Source organism: Sphingopyxis sp. SE2, from assembly GCF_032227185.1.
GTDB lineage: Bacteria > Pseudomonadota > Alphaproteobacteria > Sphingomonadales > Sphingomonadaceae > Sphingopyxis.
On record NZ_JAPMXW010000001.1, the window covers coordinates 890,438 to 914,787 of the forward strand.

Annotated in this window: 23 protein-coding genes; 14 read left to right on the forward strand and 9 right to left on the reverse strand. The window is 61.3% G+C overall.

The features are described from left to right. Positions 1–58 precede the first annotated feature (58 nt). Entirely contained in the window at positions 59–478 is a 420-nt protein-coding gene (locus OVY29_RS04165; RefSeq protein WP_161786569.1) for a hypothetical protein, read from the reverse strand. A gap of 41 nt (positions 479–519) precedes the next feature. Between OVY29_RS04165 and OVY29_RS04170 the strand changes: the two genes are divergently transcribed. The 7 genes from OVY29_RS04170 to OVY29_RS04200 all read left to right on the forward strand — a co-directional run bounded on the left by OVY29_RS04170 (position 520) and on the right by OVY29_RS04200 (position 4,717). After that, the gene (locus OVY29_RS04170) at positions 520–768 is read left to right on the forward strand and encodes a sigma factor-like helix-turn-helix DNA-binding protein (RefSeq protein WP_037557013.1); all 249 of its coding nucleotides are present in this window, start codon (positions 520–522) and stop codon (positions 766–768) included. Positions 769–828: 60 nt separating this feature from the next. Beyond that, positions 829–1,092: a type II toxin-antitoxin system RelB/DinJ family antitoxin gene (locus tag OVY29_RS04175; RefSeq protein ID WP_037557011.1), complete on the forward strand. Its 264-nt coding sequence runs from the start codon at positions 829–831 to the stop codon at positions 1,090–1,092. 263 nt (positions 1,093–1,355) lie between these two features. Beyond that, the gene (locus OVY29_RS04180) at positions 1,356–2,285 is read left to right on the forward strand and encodes a nucleotidyltransferase and HEPN domain-containing protein (protein WP_037557161.1); all 930 of its coding nucleotides are present in this window, start codon (positions 1,356–1,358) and stop codon (positions 2,283–2,285) included. A 207-nt stretch (positions 2,286–2,492) separates the two neighbouring features. Then, positions 2,493–3,083 (forward strand): hypothetical protein, encoded by a 591-nt coding sequence (locus OVY29_RS04185; protein ID WP_161786568.1) that lies wholly within the window; start codon positions 2,493–2,495, stop codon positions 3,081–3,083. Next, positions 3,077–3,697: a hypothetical protein gene (locus OVY29_RS04190; protein ID WP_037557007.1), complete on the forward strand. Its 621-nt coding sequence runs from the start codon at positions 3,077–3,079 to the stop codon at positions 3,695–3,697. The genes OVY29_RS04185 and OVY29_RS04190 overlap by 7 nt, the downstream gene beginning before the upstream one ends. 122 nt (positions 3,698–3,819) lie before the next feature. Further along, positions 3,820–4,287 carry a hypothetical protein gene (locus OVY29_RS04195; RefSeq protein WP_037557005.1) on the forward strand — a complete coding sequence of 156 codons (468 nt, stop codon included), beginning with the start codon at positions 3,820–3,822 and terminating at the stop codon, positions 4,285–4,287. Further along, entirely contained in the window at positions 4,277–4,717 is a 441-nt protein-coding gene (locus OVY29_RS04200) for an antitoxin Xre/MbcA/ParS toxin-binding domain-containing protein (protein WP_052182415.1), read from the forward strand. Before OVY29_RS04195 ends, OVY29_RS04200 begins: the two co-directional genes overlap by 11 nt. A 138-nt stretch (positions 4,718–4,855) precedes the next feature. Here OVY29_RS04200 and hslU read toward each other — a convergent pair whose 3' ends face one another. The 7 genes from hslU to wecB form a co-directional block, all read right to left on the reverse strand. Then, on the reverse strand, positions 4,856–6,157 hold the full coding sequence (gene hslU / locus OVY29_RS04205; protein WP_037557003.1) for an ATP-dependent protease ATPase subunit HslU: 1,302 nt from the start codon (positions 6,155–6,157) through the stop codon (positions 4,856–4,858). A 64-nt stretch (positions 6,158–6,221) separates the two neighbouring features. Continuing rightward, positions 6,222–7,307: an FAD-dependent oxidoreductase gene (locus OVY29_RS04210; protein ID WP_235211585.1), complete on the reverse strand. Its 1,086-nt coding sequence runs from the start codon at positions 7,305–7,307 to the stop codon at positions 6,222–6,224. Between the two features lie 17 nt (positions 7,308–7,324). Continuing rightward, a complete protein-coding gene (hslV, locus tag OVY29_RS04215) occupies positions 7,325–7,891 on the reverse strand; it encodes an ATP-dependent protease subunit HslV (protein WP_037557001.1) in 567 nt (188 codons plus the stop codon). A gap of 53 nt (positions 7,892–7,944) precedes the next feature. Beyond that, positions 7,945–9,018 (reverse strand): mannose-1-phosphate guanylyltransferase/mannose-6-phosphate isomerase, encoded by a 1,074-nt coding sequence (locus tag OVY29_RS04220; protein ID WP_037556999.1) that lies wholly within the window; start codon positions 9,016–9,018, stop codon positions 7,945–7,947. 22 nt (positions 9,019–9,040) lie between these two features. Further along, positions 9,041–9,853 (reverse strand): class I mannose-6-phosphate isomerase, encoded by an 813-nt coding sequence (locus tag OVY29_RS04225; RefSeq protein WP_037556997.1) that lies wholly within the window; start codon positions 9,851–9,853, stop codon positions 9,041–9,043. A 102-nt stretch (positions 9,854–9,955) separates the two neighbouring features. Further along, the gene (gene wecC, locus OVY29_RS04230) at positions 9,956–11,251 is read right to left on the reverse strand and encodes a UDP-N-acetyl-D-mannosamine dehydrogenase (protein WP_037557154.1); all 1,296 of its coding nucleotides are present in this window, start codon (positions 11,249–11,251) and stop codon (positions 9,956–9,958) included. Then, positions 11,241–12,356 (reverse strand): non-hydrolyzing UDP-N-acetylglucosamine 2-epimerase, encoded by a 1,116-nt coding sequence (gene wecB / locus OVY29_RS04235; protein WP_037556994.1) that lies wholly within the window; start codon positions 12,354–12,356, stop codon positions 11,241–11,243. Before wecB ends, wecC begins: the two co-directional genes overlap by 11 nt. 303 nt (positions 12,357–12,659) lie before the next feature. On the opposite strand from wecB, the gene OVY29_RS04240 reads away from it, so the two are divergent. Together OVY29_RS04240 and OVY29_RS04245 are read left to right on the forward strand one after the other, a co-directional pair. Further along, positions 12,660–13,403: a metallophosphoesterase family protein gene (locus OVY29_RS04240; RefSeq protein ID WP_235211584.1), complete on the forward strand. Its 744-nt coding sequence runs from the start codon at positions 12,660–12,662 to the stop codon at positions 13,401–13,403. 153 nt (positions 13,404–13,556) lie between these two features. After that, entirely contained in the window at positions 13,557–14,798 is a 1,242-nt protein-coding gene (locus OVY29_RS04245; RefSeq protein ID WP_037556991.1) for a hypothetical protein, read from the forward strand. Here the strand turns inward: OVY29_RS04245 and OVY29_RS04250 are convergent. After that, positions 14,777–16,213, reverse strand: coding sequence for a glycosyl hydrolase family 28-related protein (locus tag OVY29_RS04250; RefSeq protein WP_037556989.1), 1,437 nt, complete (start codon positions 16,211–16,213; stop codon positions 14,777–14,779). The two genes, OVY29_RS04245 and OVY29_RS04250, sit on opposite strands and share 22 nt — an antisense overlap. Positions 16,214–16,624: 411 nt before the next feature. On the opposite strand from OVY29_RS04250, the gene OVY29_RS04255 reads away from it, so the two are divergent. Genes OVY29_RS04255 through OVY29_RS04275 form a run of 5 tightly spaced genes read left to right on the forward strand, consistent with a single transcriptional unit; the run spans position 16,625 to position 24,349 of the window. Further along, positions 16,625–18,619 carry a polysaccharide biosynthesis protein gene (locus tag OVY29_RS04255; RefSeq protein WP_235211583.1) on the forward strand — a complete coding sequence of 665 codons (1,995 nt, stop codon included), beginning with the start codon at positions 16,625–16,627 and terminating at the stop codon, positions 18,617–18,619. A gap of 12 nt (positions 18,620–18,631) precedes the next feature. Continuing rightward, a complete protein-coding gene (locus OVY29_RS04260) occupies positions 18,632–20,065 on the forward strand; it encodes an O-antigen ligase family protein (protein WP_037556987.1) in 1,434 nt (477 codons plus the stop codon). After that, the gene (locus tag OVY29_RS04265; protein WP_313912042.1) at positions 20,032–20,832 is read left to right on the forward strand and encodes a polysaccharide biosynthesis/export family protein; all 801 of its coding nucleotides are present in this window, start codon (positions 20,032–20,034) and stop codon (positions 20,830–20,832) included. Before OVY29_RS04260 ends, OVY29_RS04265 begins: the two co-directional genes overlap by 34 nt. 38 nt (positions 20,833–20,870) lie before the next feature. After that, a complete protein-coding gene (locus OVY29_RS04270) occupies positions 20,871–23,081 on the forward strand; it encodes a GumC family protein (protein ID WP_161786567.1) in 2,211 nt (736 codons plus the stop codon). After that, a complete protein-coding gene (locus OVY29_RS04275; RefSeq protein ID WP_037556983.1) occupies positions 23,081–24,349 on the forward strand; it encodes a tetratricopeptide repeat protein in 1,269 nt (422 codons plus the stop codon). Before OVY29_RS04270 ends, OVY29_RS04275 begins: the two co-directional genes overlap by 1 nt. Position 24,350 lies beyond the last annotated feature (1 nt).

Below are 24,350 nucleotides of genomic sequence, written 5' to 3' on the forward strand. Positions count from 1 at the left end.
TCCTGGCTTTTCCTGAATTTTCCTAATTTTTGCCGTGCGCCGCTAGCTTGAGACGGGGTCAAAGATCCATGTTGAACAACCCAAACGGCGCAAGGAGCGCAATGCGATGCTCTCGCCGCAGCGAGCGGCGCTGCTCGAAGTGTGATGGCGCGAGGGCAAGTGTCGCAATGTCATGCAATTTAGGGCCCGGAGGTCGGGTCGATGGTGCGGTTTCGTACGCGGATACACCCGCAATGGTGGTTTCGACGCGGGGCCTCAAGCTCATAGCCATCGCGCCAAACCGGCCCGGCAGGGTAGCATCCGCCGAGAGCGCGACCAGAGAGGCGAAAGCGTAAGAGCAAGAATAGGTGAAGGGCAGGGAAGAGAGATGTCCCGGTAGCAGATTTGCAAATGTGAAAGAGAGAGAGGGATCGAGCGGACGCCGTCCGCCGATGCCTTCGGATGTCGGCCGCTTCATCGATGCGGGCAGCGGCGTCAACCCGTAACGGGTCTCTGCGGGCAACTGCCGGAACGCTCAAAATGATCAAACTGGCATCGAAGAACCGCCGTCTCATTCGGAAGTTGGAGCAGGCGATGCTGCGAATGGCGCCGTGTGACCGTGTGATATTCCTCGGACATTTCGTTGATGATGCGACCTTCTTCGAACTTGCGCGTCAGCACGGCGTCAGCGTTGCCGAAGTGGAAGCGGCGCTTCGTCGGGGCCTCGTAATTCTGGCCGATATCCTGGAGCCGGAGCCGCAGCGATGGTGGCGATTTTGGCGCCGCTAGTCGCCAGAACTGCAATTGGCAGCATGTTGCATTACATTGTCATGCAGGAAGGAAATTGACATGGCTGCGAATGCACTCGTCCAAACCCGAATTGACGGGACCGTGAAGGAAGAAGCCGCTACCGTATTGGCGGCGATGGGGCTTACCGTCTCGGATGCAGTGCGGTTGATGCTTACCCGCGTTGCCCGTGAAAAGGCGTTGCCATTCGAGCCGCTGACGCCGAACGAAACGACCATCGCCGCGATGAAGGAAGCCCGCGTGAGCAAAGGAAAGCGGTTCGCCACGGTTGCCGACCTCATGGCGGACCTGAACGCGGACGATTGAGCGCACGGGCCAATTCAAGCGCGACTATAAACGGGAGAAGAAAGGACAGCACGCCAAAGCGCTGGATGCTAATTCTTGGGCAGTTCCGGCTTCTCGCGGCGTCGCAATTCATTCTCCACCGCCTCGCGGATGAACCGTGCCAAGCGCCGGTTACCGACCACCGCTTCAATATGAGGATCCGCTCGCGCGGGCGGGGGTGTCGGCGCCGTCGGCGCGTTTGACGCTTGCCAAGCAAGGGGCAGCCGGACAGGGTGAAAAAGATCATGCGTACCGACCTGGATCACCTTCCTGCGAATAAGCAGCGTGAATTGGAGCGTGTTGTCCAGATCATCTTCGAGGAATTCGAGGATGCACTGGCGCTCGCCCAAAAGCAGTGGAAGAAGAAAGGGCGGATCGAAAAGATCATCCTCTATGGCAGCTACGCGCGCGGCGGCTGGGTCGACGAGCCCCATACCGCGAAGGGATATCGGTCCGACTTCGATTTGCTCATCATCGTCAATGACAAGCGGCTGACCGAACGCGTCGATTATTGGCTCAAGCTCGATGACCGGCTGATCCGCGAGCTCGCGATCGACAAGAGCCTGCACACGCCGGTGAATTTCATCGTGCATACGCTGCAAGAGGTGAACGACGGTCTCGCGCACGGGCGATATTTCTTCATGGACGTCGCGCGTGATGGCATCGCGCTCTACAGCTACGATGACAAGGAACTCCATACTCCCAAGCCGAAGACGCCGGAACAGGCTTTGGCTATGGCGAAGGAGTATTTCGAAGAATGGTTTCCAGCGGCGATGCGAAAGCATGATTTCGCTAGATTTGGAATGGATAAGGGTCACCTAAAGGAAACAGCGTTTGAACTTCATCAAACGGCTGAAACACTCTACCATTGTGTTCTTTTGGTGTGCACCTTCTATACTCCTCATGTTCACAATCTCGCTTTCCTGCGCACGCAGGCTGAGCGGATCAATATGCGGCTGATTGATGCTTGGCCACGCGAGCGGCGCGAAGACCGCGCGCTGTTTGAAAAGCTGAAAGAGGCGTACGTTAAGGCTCGCTATTCGAAGCACTACCGTATCAGCCAGGAAGAATTGCTCCGGCTTAGCGCGAATGTCGATGCATTGGGGCAGGCCGTACACGCCGTTTGTCTGGACCGAATTTCGGAGCTGGAGACAAGGGTGTCTGCCGAACGGTAGCATGTTGCCTACTCCTCTGTCGCGCAGTGGATAGTTGCCTTCCGACGGCGGAGGCGGCTTCGCGCAGGTAGTTTTGCACCGCCTGAGGCGGCGCCCAAGAACAGAAAGGGAAGTTGCAGGGTTGGCCCTGCTTGAAGGATGAAATTCTGAAGGAGGGCTGCCGCCCCGAGCCCCGGCAACCGGGCTCAAGGTCAAGAGCAGTTTTCCATGCAAGTTACAACAATAGCCGACCCGCTGAATCCGGTCGTCGAATCTGAGACAATGCTTCCCACAGTGCTACGAGGAAGTGTCAATCTTCCGGCGGCGACGCGGGCTGACAGCAAGATCATGCACCATATCGCGGCGCTCATGCATAGTTCGGCTCGCTCCGACCATGGTATGGCGGCAACGCTGCTGCCTGGAAGCCTTTTCCTGAAATCTTCACGGGTCACCGTCTACGCTACCGCGGCGCAGAACCCGCTGTTCCTCGGCGAGATCGAGATCCTCGCTATCGCGACGGGTCAGCCAGTGATTTTGCTGCGGCGAGCGCCTGACGGTTCATCCACCGATCTGACCGTCGACATCGCCTTGCCGGATCCTACGAAACTCAGCTGGTTTCTCGAATACCAGTTGTTTCTCGGTCTGGCTGGCGACAGCTGGCTCGTACCTCTTGGTAGCGGACCGTCGATCCATTTGATGCGGCACGGTCTATTCTTGTCAGAACATCATCCCTTTGCCGATGCTTGGGATCGCGATGCGGGAATCGAGAGGGCGATGGCGCATCTCGCCTCGCACCGGATCGGGGGCTGGTCATGGTGATGAAGAAATTCCCCGTCCCCGGCGACCTTGATTTCGTTCCCGTCCCCGGCGGTGACGACCCGAACTTCATATTCGGCGTCGTGCGCCGGCAGATTAAGGACGGTCCCGTCCGAACTGTTCCAGCGTCGGTCATCAAGCGCCTTTGCCCAGGGCAAAAGGTCGAGATATCTGCGCCGTGGGCACCGACCTGTCTTCGCTGGGACGTCCTTCTGCCGTCCCACGCAAACGACGAGTTCCTCGATCCCAAGCGCCTATGCGAAAAGTATGAAGAGCAGGCCTGCAATAAGCTCAAGGATCTGCTCGTGATGATAACGTTGCGCTTCCCCAATCCCGATCGCTTGCATCGAGCCTGGGAGGATGTTCGTGCGTTTGCTCTCGAACGCTTGTGCCGCGAGCGCAACGTCGCCGTAATCGCAGCGATGCATCTGCCAGTCACAGTTGGCTCGACCAATCCGCCCCATATCCATCTGATGGCGCCCGCCCGCGAACTTCAATGTTACGGCTTCGGTCCGTTTGTCCGGCCCTTTTCCGCCGATGCCGGAAAGGCGATGATCGCGGCAGAATGGTCCGAATGGCAGAAACGGCCACTTAACGGCGATCCCGCCGGCGAATAACCGGCGTCGACATGCCGATGGCCTGGGCGTCGGCCTCTCACCCAAAGAAGACAGACCAGCTAGCTGGATCGAAGAAATGAAAGCAGCGGCTGCCCGGCCGAAGCCGCTGCAAGGAATTGACGATGAAAAAATATATGACCGCCAAAGACCGGCTCGAAGAAGCCGAGACACTGATGGCCGCCCTTGCGATCGTTCGAACGGCCGGGTTGGAACTCGATGGCAAGCTTCCTGTCCTGTCGCCCGAGTTTGCGCGCTATCTGTCAGCGCCCGATTCTTTTCTGCTAGTCGTGCCGTCGACAGCGACCTACCACGACGACCGGCCCAGAGTCGCGAACGCGATGCGGATCTCGCGGTGCGACGCCGTGATTGTCCGGATATCGCGGTCGAGCATCGGCTCGAAGAAGGTCATTCTCGACATCGGGGTCGATGGGCTGGTACCTGTCTGGTACAACGAATATCGTCCCTGTTCACTCGATGGCGTGCTCCATTTCGTGCCCGACCATGAGCCTGGCGGGCCTATTTTCCGGCTGACGCAAAAGGGACTGACCACGTCGGTCGATTTCGATGTGTTACAACCCGATGAGCATTGACGAACCGAACGATGCGCGGCTTAAGGCCAGGGCTTACTTCATGAGACGGGGCGTCGACCCTGTCAGACATGGAGGGGCGGGCCTGCGCACCTTCCTCAATATCGCCGACGCGTGGAGCCTCAGCACCGAGGAGCAAATGGACCTACTCGGCACTCAGGACCTTGCGACCTTCGAGGATTGGAAGGTCCGCGTGCGAGCGCACGAGACTATCGCAATTCCCGTAGATGTGATTGTGCGGATTGGCTGCGTGCTGTCGATTTACGGATCGCTTACGACGCTCTTCCCGGACGAACGGGCGGCCGCCTGGTTGCGTGCTTCGAACGCGGACAGACCATTCGATGGAAGGGCCGCCTTGGCAGTAATGACCAGGGGCGAGCTTCAGGGCCTCGATGCGGTTGTCGGCTATCTGCTGGCAAAGGTTTACAGCTAAGGGGGGCCTATCCTTTGATTACCGTCGCGGACGAACGCAGCCCGACCGTGCCGTTGATCATGATAACTATTCAGCGGACGCACGAAGCGGATGCACGAAAAAGCCGTTAAGACGCGAGCGCCCGAGCGGCTTCGGAGATCAAAGCACATATTTGCTGAGGTCGGTGTCGCCGACGACGTCGGCGAGCTGGCTGTCGACATAGGCGGCATCGATGTCGAGCGTCGTGCCGCCCGCATCCTCGGCGGTGAAACTGATTTCCTCGACCAGCCGCTCCATGATCGTCTGGAGGCGGCGCGCGCCGATATTCTCGACCTTTTCGTTCACCTCTGCCGCGAGTCTCGCGACGCGTGTGATCGCATCGTCGGTGAAGTTCAGCGTCACGCCTTCGGTGCCGAGCAATGCCGCATATTGTTCGGGAAGACCGGCCTTCGTCTCGCTGAGAATACGGACAAAATCCTCTTCGGAGAGTGCGCCGAGTTCGACGCGGATGGGTAGGCGGCCCTGAAGTTCGGGGAGGAGATCGCTCGGCTTCGCGACATGGAATGCGCCCGACGCAATGAAAAGGATATGGTCGGTCTTCATCGGGCCGTATTTGGTCGCGACGGTCGTGCCCTCGATCAGCGGCAACAGGTCGCGCTGGACGCCCTCGCGGCTCACCGAGCCACCGCGCACGTCGCTGACCGCGATCTTATCGATCTCGTCGAGGAAGACAATGCCGTTCGCCTCGGCATCCGCGAGTGCGACGCGCGCGACATCGTCCTGGTCGAGCCGCTTGTCCTGCTCTTCCTCGATCAGCCGCGTCGCGGCCTCGATGACTTTCAGCTTGCGGCGCTTCTTGGGCGGGCCGCCCATCGCCTTGCCGAGCATGTCCGACAGGTTGATCATGCTCATCTGCCCCGGCTGGCCGGGCAGCTCGAAGTTCATGCTCGGGGTGTCGGCAACCTCGATCTCGACCTCGCTCTCGTCGAGGTGACCCTCACGGATGCGCTGGCGGAAACTCTGGCGTGTCGCCTCGCTAGCGCCCTTGCCCGTGAGCGCGTCGAGCAGCCGCTCCATCGCAGCTTCCTCGGCAGCGGCGCGCACGGCTTCGCGGCGGCGGTCCTTTTCGAGCCGCACGGCTTCCTCGACGAGGTCGCGCGCAATCTGCTCGACGTCGCGGCCGACATAGCCGACCTCGGTGAACTTGGTCGCCTCGACCTTGATGAACGGTGCGTCGGCGAGCTTGGCGAGGCGGCGCGAAATCTCGGTCTTGCCGCAGCCCGTGGGCCCGATCATCAGGATGTTCTTGGGGCTGACCTCGTCGCGCAGATCGGGCGAAAGCTGTTGGCGGCGCCAGCGGTTGCGCAGCGCCACCGCGACCGCGCGCTTCGCCGCGGTCTGGCCGATGATATGCGTGTCGAGCGCGGCGACAATCGCCTTCGGGGTCAGGTCTTTGTTCATATGTCGGAGAGGTCCAGCAGAAAGAAAATCATGTCGCCGCTAAATGGGAAGGGGGCGGGGCAAGTCAAGCCGGGCAGCGGAAACCGGCGAACAGCTGCTGGTGCGACGCGACGATGCGCGCGATACGTTCGGGCTGTGGTTCGGCCTCCCAAATGTTTCGTTCGTAGCTGCCGCCGATGACGATCCCGTCGGGACGCGGGAACATATAGCCCGCCTCGCCGGTGAAGGCGTAGTGGACCTCGGGCTGGGGGATCAGGATGGCGAGCTGCCCGCGGATCGGGATCAGGTCCATGTCGCCGAAAAGATCGCGCGCGCCGAGCCCGGTGCAGTTGAAGACGAGCGATTCGGACAGCGATGCGATTTCGGCGGGCGACGCGAAGCCGCGCACCGCGATGCGACCGCCCGCACCCTCGATATCGCGCATCATCTGGCGCAAGTATCGGCCTGTCTCGACGTACATTGTGTCATATTGCCAGAGCCGTTCAACCGGGAAGGGATGCTCGTCGGCACGAAGCGCGCGCGCGGCTGGTGGGAAGGTCGGAAGCTTGGGTTCCTCGGGCGTGCCTTCGGAATAGGTGGTCAGCCAGCGCACGCCATAATCGTCGCCGACCATGATCTGAAACCGCCGCCAGCTATAATCGAGCGCCGCGGTGAATTGCCGCCGCCACTCGGGGGTGACGGCGTCGGCCTTGAACAGGCCGAAGGGATGGAATTGGCCGCCGGCGATGTTCGATGTCGTGTCGGGGGGCAGCGACTTCGCGTAGACGGTGACGGGACAGCCCGCCTCCTGCAGCAGCCGCGCGGTCGACAGGCCGACGATGCCGGCGCCGATCACCGCGACGGGGCCGCTGTGGCCGGGCGCGCCGATTTCGACCGCGAGCTTCGCGGTGCCCCAGCTCATCGTGATGCCCGACCCGCCGTGGCCGTAGTTGTGGACCAGGCGCTTGGTGCCGAGCGTGTCGGCGCGCACGACGAAGCCGCCCGGGCGATAGGGGCGGAGGCCCGCGACCGTCCGGATGACGCGGTCGGGTGACGCCTTCACCGGCATCAGGCAGGTGGCAGGGGTTCGCGCGGTAGTGGTCGCGCAGCCGGGGAGGGCGAGGGCGGCGGAGCCGGCGACGAAATGACGGCGGGGGAGTGTTTGAATCACCCCGCGACCATAGAGGGTCAGCCCTTGATGTCGATGGTCTCGGCCGTGAACTGGTCATTGGTGTAGACGCAGATGTCGGCGGCGACCTCCATCGCCTTCTTCGTCAGCACCGCGGGATCCTTTTCATAATCGGCCAGCGCGCGCGCCGCCGAGAGCGCGAAATTGCCCCCTGATCCGATCGCCGCAATGCCGCCCAGCGGTTCGAGCACGTCGCCGTTGCCGGTGATGACGAGCGTGACCTCCTTGTCGGCGACGATCATCATCGCTTCGAGGTTGCGGAGATATTTGTCGGTGCGCCAGTCCTTGGCGAGCTCGACCGCGGCGCGGAGCAACTGGCCGTTGTGGCGCTCGAGCTTGGCCTCGAGTCGTTCGAAGAGGGTGAATGCGTCGGCGGTCGCGCCCGCAAAACCGCCGATGACGCTGCCGTCGTGGAGGCGGCGGACCTTGCGGGCGTTGGGCTTCATCACCGTCTGGCCCATCGACACCTGGCCGTCGCCGATGATGACGACCTTGTTGGCGCTGCGGGCCGAGAGGATGGTGGTTCCGTGCCAAGGCGCGGCACTTTGCGCATGGGGATTGGTCATGTCGCGCGATATGGGCGATGGGCGGCGGAGCCGCAAGGGGAGGGTATTCGCCTTCAGGCCGTCGGATTGTCGGCGAGATGTTCGACGATCGCTTTGACCTCCTGCGCGCGGTCTCGCGGGATGATCAAAATGTCGTCGCCATGGGTCACGACCACCAGATCGGAAACGCCGACGACCGCGATGCGCCTGCCCTTGTCGGCGCGGAGATAATTTCCGGCCGCGCCGATGGCGATCACGTCGCCGATGCGAACATTGCCCGCTTCGTCCTTGCCACCGAGGTCGTGCAGGGCCGCCCAGCCGCCGACGTCGGACCAGCCCGGATCGACCGGGACCACGACGACGCTTTCGGCACCCTCCATCACTGCATAGTCGATCGAGTTCGACGGGCTGGCAAGGAAGGCTTCGTCGCCGGGATGAATTTGCACACCGTCGTGTCGTGCCGCCACCGCGGAGGCGGCGCACGACGAAGCCATCGCGGGTTGTTGTCGTTCGAGTTCGGCGAGGAAACGATCGGCACGCATCAGAAAGATGCCGGCGTTCCAGTAATGCCCACCCTCGGCGAGCATTTCCTCGGCTCTGTCGCGCGGCGGCTTTTCGACGAAGCGCCGCACCGCGTGGACGCCCGGCGCGCCGGTCAGCGGGTCGCCCGCGGCGATATAGCCATAACCGGTTTCGGGATAGGCGGGGGCGATGCCGAAGGTTGCGAGCGCACCGGCCGCGACCGCAGGGCGTGCGGTCTCGATCGCGTCGTGGAAGGCCGGCACGTCGGTCATCACATGGTCCGCCGGCATCACGAGGATCATCGCGGCAGGATCGGCGGCGAGCGTCGTGAGGGCCGCGAGCGCGATCGCCGGAGCGGTGTTGCGTGCTGCGGGCTCGACGATGATCCGCGCGTCGCTGATCCCCGCCGCCGCCAGATCGGCCTCGACATAGGCGACATGGCCGGGACCGCACACGATGAGCGGTGCGGCGAAGCGCGTGCGGTCGACCGCCCGGTCGAGCGTTTGCCGGAACATGCTGTCGCTTCCGGTCAGCGGCTGGAACTGTTTGGGCGTCGTGTCGGTCGACACGGGCCACAAGCGCTTGCCGGAGCCGCCGGAAAGGATGACGGGGACGATGCTGTTCATATCGGGCCTTTAGGGAAGGAAATCAGGCTGGCCAACAGAGTAATGCGCGCGCGCCGGACGCGAGCGCAATGGCGTCGGCGCGATCCGTTGCCACGCATTCGCCGAGCTTTACCGCTTCGCCGGCAATGCTGCACCCCCGTGACAATGGGGTGAAGGTGAAGTCGGCCGCTTCCCGCGGCAGGAACGTTGCGGCCTCGGGCCCCGACAGGTGGAGCAGGCGGAAGTGCGGACCGTCGACAAGCAAGCGGTTTGCGGTCGCGGCGACGCGGCCATCGCGGTGGTCGGGTCGGGGAGCGGTCTCCGATACCGCGAGACCGGCATCGAGATGCAGTTTACGCGGCCGGCCATAGTCATAGAGGCGGTAGGTGCAGTCGACATTCTGCTGCACCTCGACGACGGTCAGCCCGGCACCGATCGCGTGGATCGTGCCGGCCCGGTTATAGACGAAATCATCGGGTTTTGCGGCGCGCCAGTCGATCATGTCGACGATCGAACCGTCGAGCGCGGCATCGTGCAGCAATTCGCGGGTCGTCGGTGCGACAAGGCCGACGCCGAGTTCGGCATCGGGTTCGGCATCGAGCACCAGCCAGCATTCTTCCTTGCCGCGTGGATAGCCCGCCGCCTGCGCGTCGTCGTCGCCGGGATGGACCTGGATCGATAGCCGTTCGGACGTGAAGAGGAATTTGACCATGATCGGGGCGTCGGTGCCACCCGGATGCGCAAACCATATCTCGCCCACTCGCCGGTCGCCGAAATCGCCGAAATCTCGGGGAATGTCGGTGCGCCCCCACGGTTTGTCGACGATGATGGTTTCGAGGCGAGTCAGTGTCGGCATGGAAGGTCGGAACCTGTCGTTCTTTTCGCCGGGGCGGCGCCTGAAGGAGATTGATTTATAGCCTATAATGGCCGCTTCGCCGCACAAAAGCGAGCAGGAAGGTCAGGCGGCTCTGTGCAGGCGGCTTCCGTTCGCAGCGCTCGGCTGGTCGAGCCACAGACCGCGGGTGTCATAAACGATCTTGTCGCCGCGTTCCTCGATCGGGATCGACTTGAACAGATCATGGTCGACGAGGACGATCAGCAGGTCGCACTGCGCTAGCGCCGTATCGAGGTCGATCAGTTCAGCGCCGGTGCCCGCGAATTCCATCGGCAGGCCGCGCGCATAGGGCTCGACAATCCGGATCTGCTGTCCGAAGCGGCGCGCGAGCGCGGCGGCGACCTCGACCGCGGGGCTTTCGCGGAAATCGTCGATATTGGGCTTGAAGGCGAGGCCGAGGCAGGCGACGCGTGCCTCCGGATGCTGCGACACGAGCATCTCGGCGGCGCCGATCACATGCGCGGTCTTGGCGAGATTGACCTCGCGCGCGGTGCGGATCAACTGGCTGTGATCGGGCGCGCCATGAACGAGGAACCAGGGATCGACCGCAATGCAATGGCCGCCGACGCCCGGGCCGGGCTGGAGGATGCTGACGCGCGGGTGGCGGTTGGCGAGGCGGATCACCTCCCACACATCCACCCCCATATGCTCGGCCATCATCGACAGCTCGTTGGCGAAAGCGATGTTGACGTCGCGATAGCTGTTCTCGACGAGCTTCACCATTTCGGCGGCCCGCGCCGAAGTGGTGACGCAGGCGCCGCGCACAAACTGGCGGTAAAAGGTCATCGCTCGGCGCGCGCAGCGCGGGGTGATGCCGCCGATGCAGCGGTCGTTGTCGACCAGCTCGACGAGGATGCGCCCCGGAAGCACGCGTTCGGGGCAGTAAGCGACGAAGATGTCCGCGGCGCCGGTGCAGGCGCCGGGGATTTTCAGGTCGGGGCGGAGCTCTGCCAGCAGCGCGGCGACCCTTTCGGTCGTGCCGACCGGCGAGGTCGATTCGAGGATGACGAGATTGCCCGCCTGAAGCTTCGGCGCGATCGCGCGCGCGGCCGACAGGACATGGCCGATGTCGGGGCGATGCTCCTCGTCATGCGGCGTCGGCACCGCGATGACGAAGACGTCGGCGGAGGCAACCTCGGTCGAAGCGACGAGGGTGCCGCGCGACACGACGCCCTGGACGAGCCCGTCGAGATCGACTTCCTCGATATGGACCTTGCCGCTGTTGACCGTGTCGACGACGTGCCGGCTGACGTCGATGCCCGTCACCTTGCTGCCCGAGCGCGCGATCAGCGCGGCGGTGGGCAGGCCGATATAGCCGAGCCCGAGGACGGTGACCTTCTGTTCGCTGTCAATGAGCACGCGCAACTATCTCCGCTATTCGTGTCGCCGCCTTGCCGTCGCCAAAAGGATTATGGGCGCGGGCCATGGCGTTATAGGCCTCTTTGTCATCCAAAAGGCTGAAAATTTCCGAAACGATGCGATTTTTGTCGGTCCCGACGAGCCGCGCGGTCCCCGCGGCGATGCCTTCGGGCCGTTCGGTCGTCTCGCGCATCACGAGCACCGGCTTGCCGAGCGAGGGCGCTTCTTCCTGCACGCCGCCGCTGTCGGTGAGGACAAGGGTGCTGGCCCCGAGCAAGCGAACGAAATGCGGATAGTCGAGCGGATCGATCAGCGCGACATTCGAAAGGCTACCCAGAATCGGCTCCATTGCGCTGCGGACGTGCGGGTTCGGATGAAGGGGGAAGATGATCGCGACGTCGGGGCGTTCGGCAATTCCGGCGATGGCGTCGGCGATGGCCTTCATGCCGTCGCCAAAATTCTCGCGCCGGTGCGAAGTGACGGCGATAATCTGCCTGCCGGCGCAACGCGCGAGCAGCGTATCGAGCCCCGCCGCCAGCGAAGGCTGTTCCTCGATCCGCGCCGAGGTGGCGAGCAAGGCGTCGATGACGGTGTTTCCGGTGACGTGGATGCGGCCGGCGTCGACATTTTCCGCGCGCAAAGCGGCCGCGGCGGTTTCCGTCGGCGCGAAATGGAGGTCGGCGACGGCGCCCGCGACCTTGCGATTCACCTCCTCGGGCCAGGGGTGATAGATGTTGCCGCTGCGCAGCCCCGCCTCGACGTGTCCGACGGGTATTTTGCGGAAATAGGCGGCGAGCGTCGCCGCCATCGTGGTGAGCGTATCGCCATGGACGAGCACCCGATCGGGCTTTTCGCGGTCGAAGGTCTCGCCGAGCCCGGTGACGAGCCGCGCCAGCAGCGCGTCGAGCGTCTGGTTCCGCGTCATGACGTCAAGATCGACGTCGGGTATAATGCGCGCGATTTCCAGAACCTGATCGAGCATTTCACGATGTTGCGCGGTCACGCAGACGCGCACGTCGATCCCTTCCCGGTTCTGCAGCGCATGGACCACCGGAAACATCTTGATCGCTTCGGGGCGGGTGCCGAAGACCGTCATCACCTTCATTTTAAACAACTCTCCGCATCGTGATGCCGACTGCTGGTAAACGCGCGATTAAGCGACAAAGCTTGCGACACCCTTAAGGTGCGGTCGGGGGAATTTCACGAAAAGACTTCTGTGAAAAGCCCGCAACGCAGGTCGGCTTCGCGCGTATCGCGTATCGTATCGCGTATATTGTCACCGCACGATTGCAGGGCTAGGGGACGGGGCATGTCCGAACCGCAGATATCCTTGCGGTCGTGCCGGGTTTGATCGAGATCGGTTCAGCAAGTCATGTTTTGGAGACGCAAGAGCAAGGCGGTCGCGCAAATGCGCAGCAGCCTTGCGATTCCCGATGGCCAGCGCGTTTATGCTATTGGCGATATTCACGGGCGCGACGATCTGTTCGCCGAATTGATAGAGCGCATCCGTGCCGATGTCGCGGCGCGGCCGGTCGCGAAGATCACGCTGATCCTGCTCGGGGATCTTGTCGATCGCGGCCCGCAGTCGGCCGAGGTGGTCGAGCGGGCGATCGGCCTGCGACGTGAATTCCCCGATACCCGCCTGTTGATCGGCAATCATGAGGAATGTTTTCTTGCCGCGCTGACCGGCGATGTCCGGCGTCTGCGTTACTTCATGCGCATAGGCGGCGAGGCGACGGTCGAGAGCTATTGGAACAGTGATGCAAGCCTGACCGAAGCCAGCTTTGAAGAGGTTGCCGAGCAGCTACCTTTGATGGTTTCCCGGTCGCACGTCGAATTTCTGAGTAATGGCGAAGATTTTATCGCAATCGGTGATTATGTTTTTGTGCATGCAGGTATCCGGCCCGGCGTGCCGCTGGAACGTCAGACTTTGACGGATCTGCGTTGGATACGAGATGAATTTCTGAGCGATGAGCGTGACCATGGCAAAATGATCGTCCACGGCCACACGATTCGTGATGAGATTGACGAATGCGCAAACCGGATCGGCATCGATACCGGAGCTTACAAATCAGGCGTTCTGACTGCGATCGTGCTGGAGGGCGCCGAAAGACGCTATCTCCAGACCATGGAAGTTGCCGAAGCGGTCTGACGGCACCCCGCTACGCGGTGATACGCTTCGGACCAGAGAACGCGGCGAGATAGCGAAAGGGCGCGGTCTGCGCGTCCGCCCGGAAAGCTGAAGTCTCGGTATGGCGCAACGTTTCGACTTTCTTCTCGCCGCACGAACGACTAATCGGCCACGATGACCTACCGGCCCGCCGCCCGTTTATTCTTGCTTGTTGTCTTGGCGCTGTTCGCCTTGGGCTACGCGTTCAGATACGCGTTCCTGACCTATTATATCTCGTCGAACACGCAGCTACCGCCCGAATATCTCGACTGGCACTTTGTCAATCAGGCGCCGCTAAACTCCGCGATGCTCATTTGCACCGGGGTCTTTGCGCTATTCCTGATCATCGCATTCCCGACGACGCGCGCGACCGATCGTCCGGCGCCCGACTATCGAGACATCCCGGCTTGGGGAATCATCGCCTTTGTCGGCTTTGTCGGCCTGAGCCTTGCGGTGCGCGCTGCCTACGGTGCGACCTTGGGCGAAGAGGCCACCGACGCCGGCTTCATATATGGCGCACTCAACTACCGGGTTCAGTCCGACGTTATCCCGGGCCTCACACTGCTGCTCATGGAAATCTCGTGGGCGCAGAGACGCAAGTTTCAATATTGGGGCGCGATCACGCTGCTCGCTGGTTTCTTCCTCACCCTGTCTGCGATCACGACCAGCAAGGCGGGCATGGTCAACTTCCTCGCCCTGGTCGTGATGCTGATGTACATTACCGGGCAAGCGATCTGGAAGCACCCAGTTCGGATCATTCTCGCCGCCTTGGCGGGTATTTTGACCTTCATCGTCGCATCGCAGCTGCGCGCGCAAGCTCTGGGCATTGGCGATTCGGCGATCTGGACGTCGCTTCGTGACGGCCATGTCTTCGAGACTCTGTTGCAGGTCGTCGGACTGATCGCTAACCGCATCCCCGGCGTAGAAGGCCTTGCGCTGTCGTGCGGCTATTCCTGCAACACCATTCCGGCGTTTGAATTTCCGACCCTGCGCGCCACCGCGATCGACATCTTCACCTATGATATTGTCGGCGTGCAACATGAGAATGACTTCCGCTCGCCTGGCTATATAGCAGGCGCCGTCCTGCTTTTCGGCATGGTCTACGGGCTCGCAGCTGCCTTTGGCGGCCTGTTTTTTGGTCGCTGGGTTGCTGGCGCGGTCGATCGCTTGAAGTTCAGCGCCGCCGCGATGGCCGCCTTGATGTTCGGCATGCTCCGCTTCATGATGGAGGGTGCATGGTACTGGCTCGACGTCGTGACGATGGTCTCCGGCGTCGCAGTTGTCGAGGTCGCATCGCGGCTGTTCAGGCAATCGGCCGCTATCGCCGCGGTGCATGTACAGCCGATCGGCGCTCGTCAGGTCGAGATGGCGCCATAACCCTTGATCAGCGCGCAGGGGCCGACGTTCTGAAACGTCGCCGACCCCGTCCTGACGATTGCACCGACCTTCTTTGGCCAAGCGGGCTCCGGGCCGGCCCAGCCCCCGGACGTGACCCTATACGCGAAACCATTGTCGACCTTCGGCTGGAAATATTCCCCTGTGGCGTGAAATGCTCCAGCATTGAAGCTGGCGCACTTCACGCCCTCGCGGACCACGACCGCCCCCATGACACCCCCCGCGTGGGGCTGACCATCCTCGATGACCCAACCCTTAGGCAGGAAATAGCCGAACCATTGCCCCGCACTGTTGAAGACGTCGGCGCGGAAGCTCGATGCCGCATGCGTGGTGACGAACTTCTTTTCGGGGGAGGGATCCCAATGATCGAAGTATGAGCGCCAGCGCACAAAGCCCGAAAGCGTGATCGTCGAGTTGACGTAATTGTCGCGGCTGGTGATCTTGGTTATGCCGGTCACCTCTATCGGCTGATTGACGACATTCGCTTGCAGCACGATCGCGCCCTGATCGTTGGTGGCCGAATAGGTCAGGAACTTCGAACCGGCTACACCTTCTGACTGGCAGCCGATGATGCGCAGGACGTCAGGCGACGAGCTTGCGATCTTGAACATGACATGCCCGGCCTTTTCGGTGCCCGCGGCGCAGTTTTCGACCAACATGAAGCCGAAGGTCTGGAAATCGAAGGTGACCTCCTCCATCGCATCGAAGCCCCAGCGCTCCACCTTTGAATAATCGGCGGCGTTAGTCGCATTGATTACGAAGCCCTTGCGGCAACTGTGGCATGCGCCATCGCGGAACGTGATGCTGTCGACCTGCTCTAGAGCAGCCTTCGCGTTCGCGTCGCCCCATCTTACTGCAATGCCCGCGCCAAATATCGTTATCCCTTCGAAGACGAGATCCTTGCATGCCGGCGCATTATCAGAGCCGAGCCATATCCCGACGGAGTCGGCGTCCTGGCCGCAATCGATGCCGAGGCTGGCCGTCCGATTCTTCTGGGTGTTGCGGTACCGGAGCGCCGGGGATGAGGCCGGGCCGCGATAGCGAAGCCATGAGCCGCGAAAGACATTGCCATTATCGTAGACATAGAAATTGCCGGAGCCGATCAGCTGGATGCCGGCCGGAACGTTGATGGTTGATAGGGTGCGGAAGGTGCCCGCGGGGAGGCGCACGGTCGCACCGCCCGCGGCCTTTGCCGCGTCGAGGGCTGCCTGGATAGCAGGTGCTGCGTCGGCCTTGCCCGTCGCGTCCGCATTGAAAGGCGCGTCCGTGATCCAGATTTCCCTGGCAGACGTTCCCAGCGGGACAACGCCGAGGTCCCCGGCCGAGCCCCCCATCGCCCACGCGCCTGACGCAGCCAACAAGCTGCGCCGCCCGATCGATTTCTCGCGATAGTCCATCGTGTCTCCGTTCGCTTAAGACGGAGACGTCTAGGGCACGCGAGGCCCCGCGGACTAGTGCATTATTCTCGCTTAGCCGTGGCCGACCGGCAGCGCGGGTCGGCCACCGCGACTTTCTGCAGCATCCGGCAGCGGCATCGAGACGGCGCGCTACACCCTTGCCCCACTGATCGCAGGCATCGTCGACGGCTCTTTCGCGAGTTCGCGTTCCGGCGCGTCGCACGTCATCTCCGGTCGGCCGGCTCGCTCGGAGCCATCAGCAGTCATGCTCGGTGGTGATGGATTTTGGATTGCTTGTTGAGAAGTCGGTCACTAGAAGCCTGCGCTTTAAGCGCCGCTTGAAAGCCACGGTTCGCTTATCGTTTTACATAACAAAGGATTAAGTCGGCAGACATTCTACCGGGTATCGGCATGCTGGCCCGGGCAGCCCTGTTGGTTTCTGATGCGATGAATAGCTGGTCCGACGTTCCCTCTCCGATGCTGTCATTCTTCGTGATTGCTTTGCGGCGACTAGCGGATTTGCCGCGCCCCTTTCGGCGGTTGATTGCATTTGCCATGGATGCCGGCTTGTGCGTCCTGTCGGTCTGGCTCGCCTTTTCGATACGCATCGGAGAATGGGATTTGACGAGCATCTCGGTGCTGACCGTAATCGCCGTTGCTCTTCCATCATGGTTCATCTCGGCCTGGTGGTGCGGAACCTATCGGTCCATCATCCGATCTGCCGGCGGGCGAACTATCGCGAATATTGCCATAGCGTGCATATTGATGTCACTGCCGATGCTCACAATTTTTATGTTCCTGGGTATCGAGGGTATTCCGCGGACGATCGGCGTTCTCCAGCCGATGGTCATGCTGATCGGGCTGGCGACGGCGCGGGTGCTGATCCGTTACGCGCTGGTCGATGTGCTCCACCTCGTACATAGAGGGCGTCAGCATCGAGTGGCGATCTATGGCGCCGGACGTGCTGGACAACAGCTAGGGCTAGCTCTCCGCCACGAAGGTCATCTCGTTCTTGCGTGCTATTTTGACGATGACGAAAGCGTTGTTGGTGACCGAATCGACGGCGTCCGGATTTGTGCGGCGCATGATATAGGGCCGCTGATCGGGGAACTCGCCATCGACGAAATCCTTCTTGCGCTGCCCAGCGTCGTGCGCAGTCGGCGGGCCCAGATCGTCGAGCGGCTTAACAAATTCCCCGTGCGTGTCCGATCGCTGCCTAGCATCGGCAACATTATCGATGGAGAGGTCTCGATCAAGGATCTCAAGGACATCCGGGTCGAAGATTTGCTTGGTCGCGACCCGGTTCCGCCCGATGAGCAGCTGTTGGGGCAGGCCATCACGGGCAAGGTGGTTATGGTTTCGGGCGGCGGCGGCTCGATTGGTTCGGAGCTGTGCCGGCAGATCGCTGCGCGCGGACCGAGTTGCTTAGTCGTGGCCGAGCAATCGGAATTCGCCCTCTACAGCATCATGTCGGAACTTGAGGAGGGCGCGAACGATCGCGAAGATGTTCTTATCGTTCCGGAATTGATCGATGTCGCCGATGCCGCGGCGGTCCGGCGCGTCATGCAGCGTCACCGCCCGCAGACAGTTTTTCACGCGGCGGCGTATAAACATGTGCCGTTGGTCGAGAGGAATCCCATTTCAGGCCTGCGGAACAATATCTTTGGAACCTATCACTGCAGTGTTGAAGCGAGCCGCGTCGGGGCCGAGCGGTTCATTTTGGTCAGTACAGACAAGGCCGTCCGCCCGACAAACATCATGGGCGCCTCAAAACGTGTTTGCGAGTTGATCCTGCAGGCCAAAGCCGACGAGGGAAAGGACCCAACGTTGTTCTCGATCGTCCGCTTTGGGAATGTACTGAGCTCAAGCGGCTCAGTCGTTCCTCGTTTTCAAGCGCAGATCAACGCCGGCGGTCCGGTCACGCTGACGCACCGCGATGTGACGCGGTATTTCATGACTATCCCAGAAGCGGCGCAGCTCGTCATGCAGGCAGGGGCGATGGCGAACGGCGGCGAGGTCTTTGTGCTCGATATGGGGCAGCCCGTCCGAATCATCGACCTCGCGCGCTCAATGATTCAGCTGTCGGGCTGTACAGTGCGCGATGATAACAATCTCGACGGGGATATTCTCATCGAAGAAATTGGTTTGCGCCCGGGTGAGAAAATGTATGAGGAACTCCTAATCGGCGACAATCCCGAGCCGACTAGTCACAGCCGCATCATGAGAGCGAAAGAGGAACGACTTGGCTGGTCCGAACTGTTGGGCTGGTTGAACGAGATGGAAAGGGCCCTCGATTTAGGCGACGCCGACAGCGCAATGTCGGTCGTTCGCGCGGTGGTTCCTGGCTATTCGCCGACGGATGTCGATGAGGATCATGTCTCGCAAATGCAACGGAAAGAAAAATAGGATCGCAATCCGATGATTAGCTCGTCCAACGCAATTGAATCAAGGCAGGGCGACAGGGCCGGGGGGGCGTCGAAAGGGGCTCGTTCAAAAGCTGCGCTCATCATTTTGATGGTGCTTCTGGTGACAGGATTCCTGACCGCTGGGGGCGCGCGAGACGATTTGTTGTCTTTGCTTGTCTGGCGCCCGATCAGCATGATTGTTTTGGCGCTTGCCTTAGCCACAGCTTGGCGCGAGGCATGGCTTAATGGTCGCGCGGTTCTGACCCTGGCGCTGAGTGTCGTTGGGCTGACGGCGTTGCACCTTGTGCCGCTTCCACCTGCCGTCTGGACCGCACTTCCGGGCAGGGATATCCTCGTATCGATCTATCACGACGCCGGAATGGCGTTGCCCTGGCAGCCGTTATCTGTCGCCCAAGCGCGCACTTGGAACGCGCTCTTTTCGCTCGCGGCGCCATTGGCGGCACTCGTCCTTGCGCTTACGCTCGACGCGAATTCGCAGCGGAAATTGATGCTCGCGTTGATAGCGCTTGGTTTTGTGAGTGGCGTAATCGGAATGCTGCAGGCGCTAGGACCGGCGCAGGGGATGCTCTATTTCTACCGCATTACTAATAACGGGGTCAGCGTGGGCTTGTTCGCGAATCGGAATCATCAGGCGGCCTTCCTTGCAGTGATGTTCCCGATGATTGCGGCCAATCTGTCGCTGTTCAAAGGTAAGCCCGAACAGTTGTTTTTTCATCGGGCAATTGCGATTGCGGGTGGAGTGTTGCTTGTACCGCTCATTCTTATGACCGGATCGCGTGCTGGATTGGTGCTCGGGGTTGCGGGCATCGCATCGGCTTGGTGGGTCTTTCAATCGCCGGTGGCGCGCATCCGCTCGGCAGAGCGCAAAACGGACAATCGTAAGCGGTTGATTAGTTTTTGTCTTGCAGGTGTCCTTGTCGTCTTTTCGATCATCGTCGCTTTGCGCACGCCGGCGCTTCAGCGTCTTGTTGAGACGGATCCCGCGGATGAGCTGCGATTCAGCGCGCTACCGGTCATTGTCCAGGCGATCGAACGGTTTTTTCCATTCGGGAGCGGAGCCGGCACCTTCGTGGAAGTTTATCAGATTTTCGAGCCGAACAAGTTTATCAATCCTTCCTATTTCAACCATGCGCACAATGATTTCGCCGAATTGTTGCTAACTACAGGCTTGGCAGGCGTCGTATTGATATTGTGGGCAGGCTTCCTCGGATTTAGGTCGTTGATATCGCTTTTCCGCTCGCGAAGCCTGAAGATGGGCGAGCGGGGCTTTCAGGCTCAGGTCTTGGGCCGCGCGGGGTTATCGATCATCGCCATGCTTGCACTCTATAGCGCGGCTGACTATCCGCTCCGCGTTCCCTCGCTTATGCTGCTAGTTGCAGTGACGGCGGCTTGGTGTTCAGCTGCCTACAAGGCCGCTCGAAAGTGAAGAGGTTTATGCTGCAAGCGAGTTTCAAGCAACGCGCCCGTACGGGCTTTGTCGGTGCAATGGCCGTCACCCTGATGGCAACATCGGGTTGCGCCGGCAACAGCCTTACAAAGGGCGGGCTTGGCGGGCCGACGGTGACTCTGGTTGACACCGGTGAATTGCCGGGTCCGAACGGTGAGGTTGGTGCGGCGCAGGGTTATGAATATCGGATCGGACCCTATGACAAGCTGATCATCGACGTGATGGGTATCGAGCAATTGTCCGATCGCCGCGTCACCGCTGATGGCGCTGCGAACATCTCACTTCCCGTTGCAGGCGTCGTCAATCTTAACAACCTGACGATCGGCGAGGCAACGGACCGTGTGACACAGCAACTTCGCGCGGGCCATATGCGCAGCCCACGGGTCGCCGTGAACCTCGAGGAAACCGTCAGCCGCTATGTGACGATCGACGGCGAAGTCCAGCAATCGGGCAATTACCCGGTTGTTGGCGGCATGACGCTGATGCGCGGGGTCGCCGCGGCGAAGGGGGCGACGGAATTTGCCAAGCTGCGCGAGGTGGTGATCCATCGCAATGTGCGAGGCCGGCAGATGATCGCGCTCTATGACCTCGCAGCTATTCGCCGGGGCGCATATGCGGATCCCATACTCTATCCCAATGACATAGTGGTGGTTGGTGAATCGCCCGGACGCCGAATGTTCCAGCAATTCATTTCGGTCGCTCCGCTTCTCGTTTCGCCGCTGGTTGCGGTCCTCGACAATCGCTGACCTTCCTGTTCGGGTGAGTTCTTAAATTTATGTCCACCATGCAATCTCCGACAAAGATGTTCAGCCAGGACGGAACCGCGGCAGGCACGCACCAATTCTGGTCTGCGCCCACGATCCTCGAATATTGGAACGCGCTTAAACGGCACGCTTGGCTTGCGAGTGCGATCCTCGCGGTGACGCTTGTCGTCGGCGTCATTCTGACGTTGCTGATGACGCCGCAATATACGGCGACTTCGCGGATCGAGATCGCTCGCGAACAGGCAAATGTTACGAATGTCGAGGGATTGAAGCGCGAGGATAGCACACCAAACCAGGAATTCTATCTGACGCAATATTCGCTGCTTAACGCGCGCTCTTTGGCAGAGCGCGTCGAGCGGCGCCTCCGCCTGTCGTCGAACAAGGATTTCTTCGCCGCGCACGGCGTAACACCGGAAGGTGAGGGCTTTCTTTCGTCTGAAGGCAGCGCCCCCGTCTCGGTGGAACGGATGCGCGGCCGGCAGCGGCAAGCCGTCGATCTCTTGTTGAAGAATGTCGCGATTTCGCCGTTGCGCGGCTCGGCGCTGATTGACATCAGCTATACTAGTGCATCGCCCAATATCTCGCAATCGGTGGCCCGAACGTGGGTAGGCGAGTTTGCACAGCAGAGCATGGATCGCCGATTTGCCTCTACTTCGGATGCGCGCATTTATCTGGAAACGCGCTTGCAGGGACTGCGCGAGCGGCTCGAGCAATCCGAACGCGACCTCGTAAATTATGCCGCCCGGCAGGGGATCGTGAGACTTTCAGAATCGAAGAGCGGCGAGGGACGGACGCAGACCACGCAGACGCTGGCATCGAGCAACCTCGAACAGCTGAACCGCGTGCTCATTGAAGCGACGGCCGAACGGACGGCCGCCGAAGCGAAGCTGCGCGCGGCGCGATCGCCCGGCAGCACCGAACTGGCGCTTCAGAATCAATCGCTGAACCTGTTGCGCCAAAAGCGCGCAGAGGCGCAGGCTAAATATCAGGACCTGCTGGTCCATTTCGAACCCGAATATCCCGAAGCCAAGGCGGGGCGCGAGCAAGTGGCTGCGCTTGATCGCGCAATTTCCGCTGAGGAACGCCGCGTCCGCGATGCCTATCTGTCGGAATTCGACGCCGCATCACAGCGTGAGCAGGACCTGCGGCAGCGCGTCAACGGCTTGCTCGACAAGTTCGACACCGAAAGCCGTTCGAACATCCAGTATAATATCTACCAGCGCGAAGTGGATACGAACCGCCAACTCTATGATTCTTTGCTGCAGCGCTACAAGGAAATCGGGGTTGCGGGTGTCGGAACCAACAATATCTCGGTCGTCGATTCTGCTCCCATGCCCGAAAAGCCGTCGTCGCCGAAGTTGCTGATCAATGTGATCATGGCGCTTCTTGCCGGCCTCGTGCTCGCAGCCATCGCGGTCATCGTGCTCGAAAATCTCGACGAAAGCCTGCGTGAACCCGGTCAGGTCTCGACCAAGCTGGATGTGCCGCTGCTTGGGGCCATCCCGGTGGTGGACGACGATGCGCTCGAGAAGCTGGACGATCCGAAATCGATCCTCTCCGAAGCCTATATGACCGTTCGAACGAACCTGAGCTTCTCGACCGATCATGGCGTCCCGAAGACGATGGCGCTTACCAGTACGTCGCCTGCGGAGGGCAAGTCGACCTCGGCTTACTCCCTGGCACTGGTGCTTGGCCGGACCTCGGGCTCGGTCGTGCTCGTTGACGTCGATATGCGGCGACCCATTCTCGCTTCGCGGCTGGGACTGCAGAACCTACGCGGCGTTTCCAACTTCCTCGCCGGCGACGACAGTTGGGAACAGCTGATTCAGGACACGGGTAAATCGAACGTCCATTTCATCGCTGCGGGGCCGACGCCGCCGAGTGCATCGGAACTGCTCAGCGGCGAGCGCCTGGCGCTGTTCGTTCAGAAGCTGGCAAGCCGGTATGACCATGTCATCCTCGACAGTCCGCCGATGCTGGGCCTGTCCGACGCCCCGCTGATCGCGAATGTGGTCGAAGGCGTCGTCTATGTCATCGAGGCGGACCGCACCGCCGTTCGGGCGTCGCAGTCGGCAATCCAGCGGCTTCGCGATTCGCGCGCGCACCTTCTCGGCGCCTTACTGACCAAATATCGGGCAAAGCAGTCGGGCTATGGCTATGGCTATGGTTATGGTTATGGTTATGGCCGGGACGGCGCGGAGGATGACAGCGTCGGCGGAGTGCGTAACTGATGCGCTCGGCGGAACGACGGCGCTCGACACGCGACGAGATGGCGAAGAGCCTGACGCCAAGCGTCATCATCGCGCTGTTTGCCGGTTTGCTCACCGCAATTCTGGCGTTTTCCCAAGCCGCCGCCTCGACGGGAATAGTTATCGATACCTTCCGTCCGCTTGGTGGCGGGTTCTTCTCATGGAGAAGTGGCCAAAACCAGCTGACTCAAAGACTCTACGACAATCGGGGCAAGGTTGACGCCAAAGTGCTGTTCGCGACGGGGCGCACCGGCCTTCGCTATGCGCCGCTGTCGGCGCGCTCGCTCTGGATGGTCGGCAAGGGATATGAAGCGAAGGCCGATCTGCCGCGCGCACGCCAGGCCATGTTGCGTGCCGAGGGGATTACGCGCCGCGAGGCCTCTGTGCAGCTCTGGCTTGCTGAAGATGCATTGCGCCGCGAAAAGATCGAAGGGGGTCTGCGCCATTATGATTTGATCATCCGGTCGAGGCCTGACTCGGCACAGGAAATCCTGCCGCGCCTGGCTGCGATCATGGTCGCACCGGAGGGCCGGAAGTATCTTCAGCCTTATGTCCGTCAGAGCAACCCCTGGTTCCCCGAACTGCTCGCCGTCGCGGTCAATCGCTTGCCGCAGTCCGAACCCGTCGGTCGGCTTCTAGTCGAACGAAAAGCGAAGGCTCCCGATCTGCGGCAGCTTGACGCCATTTATGCTCAGCTGGTGTCGAAGCTGGTTTCGCAAGGGGCCGACGACGTTGCGCTCCAGCTTTATCCGTTGCTGCCGCGCGGTAATAACGCCGTGCTCGCGGAAGTCAGCGGCATCGTCAACGGGAAGACGGTCGAAGGATATCCTCCCTTCATCTGGCAACTTGGCAATGAGGCCTATGGCGCGACGTTGGTGAGCGTGGGCGCGGGCGGGGCGGGGATGGAGTTTTACGGCGCATCCGGCACCGTCGGTGTAACGGCCACGAAACTGTTCGCTCCGAATGCATCGACCCAGTTTCGCTGGCGGGTTCGCGAGCGGACCCCCAATCTTCAGAGCTCGGCGACGTGGGTGGCAACCTGCCTGTCCGGACAGGATGAAGGTGCAAAGGCGGTTTCGGTCAACCTCTTGGACGTAAGGACGCCGACCAATCGCGACATGGTGATGTCGTTGCCCGAAGGATGCGACCTCTTTCGTCTCGACATGCGGATCGTCGGCGGCATTGGTACCAACCCCGCGAGCCTGATCGTAAGCGGCCTTTCGTTGGGAAAAGCGGGGGCGGCGAATTGAC

Coding starts and splice junctions, on each gene's coding strand:
- OVY29_RS04225 (WP_037556997.1), bottom strand. CDS start 9,853: ATGCCGACACTGACTCGCCTCGAAACCATCATCGTCGACAAACCGTGG.
- OVY29_RS04190 (WP_037557007.1), top strand. CDS start 3,077: ATGGTGATGAAGAAATTCCCCGTCCCCGGCGACCTTGATTTCGTTCCC.
- OVY29_RS04185 (WP_161786568.1), top strand. CDS start 2,493: ATGCAAGTTACAACAATAGCCGACCCGCTGAATCCGGTCGTCGAATCT.
- OVY29_RS04195 (WP_037557005.1), top strand. CDS start 3,820: ATGAAAAAATATATGACCGCCAAAGACCGGCTCGAAGAAGCCGAGACA.
- OVY29_RS04255 (WP_235211583.1), top strand. CDS start 16,625: ATGCTGGCCCGGGCAGCCCTGTTGGTTTCTGATGCGATGAATAGCTGG.
- OVY29_RS04220 (WP_037556999.1), bottom strand. CDS start 9,018: ATGAACAGCATCGTCCCCGTCATCCTTTCCGGCGGCTCCGGCAAGCGC.
- wecB (WP_037556994.1), bottom strand. CDS start 12,356: ATGAAGGTGATGACGGTCTTCGGCACCCGCCCCGAAGCGATCAAGATG.
- OVY29_RS04275 (WP_037556983.1), top strand. CDS start 23,081: ATGCGCTCGGCGGAACGACGGCGCTCGACACGCGACGAGATGGCGAAG.
- hslU (WP_037557003.1), bottom strand. CDS start 6,157: ATGAACAAAGACCTGACCCCGAAGGCGATTGTCGCCGCGCTCGACACG.
- OVY29_RS04260 (WP_037556987.1), top strand. CDS start 18,632: ATGATTAGCTCGTCCAACGCAATTGAATCAAGGCAGGGCGACAGGGCC.
- OVY29_RS04240 (WP_235211584.1), top strand. CDS start 12,660: ATGCGCAGCAGCCTTGCGATTCCCGATGGCCAGCGCGTTTATGCTATT.
- hslV (WP_037557001.1), bottom strand. CDS start 7,891: ATGACCAATCCCCATGCGCAAAGTGCCGCGCCTTGGCACGGAACCACC.
- OVY29_RS04175 (WP_037557011.1), top strand. CDS start 829: ATGGCTGCGAATGCACTCGTCCAAACCCGAATTGACGGGACCGTGAAG.
- OVY29_RS04270 (WP_161786567.1), top strand. CDS start 20,871: ATGCAATCTCCGACAAAGATGTTCAGCCAGGACGGAACCGCGGCAGGC.
- OVY29_RS04245 (WP_037556991.1), top strand. CDS start 13,557: ATGACCTACCGGCCCGCCGCCCGTTTATTCTTGCTTGTTGTCTTGGCG.
- OVY29_RS04200 (WP_052182415.1), top strand. CDS start 4,277: ATGAGCATTGACGAACCGAACGATGCGCGGCTTAAGGCCAGGGCTTAC.
- OVY29_RS04180 (WP_037557161.1), top strand. CDS start 1,356: ATGCGTACCGACCTGGATCACCTTCCTGCGAATAAGCAGCGTGAATTG.
- OVY29_RS04250 (WP_037556989.1), bottom strand. CDS start 16,213: ATGGACTATCGCGAGAAATCGATCGGGCGGCGCAGCTTGTTGGCTGCG.
- OVY29_RS04170 (WP_037557013.1), top strand. CDS start 520: ATGATCAAACTGGCATCGAAGAACCGCCGTCTCATTCGGAAGTTGGAG.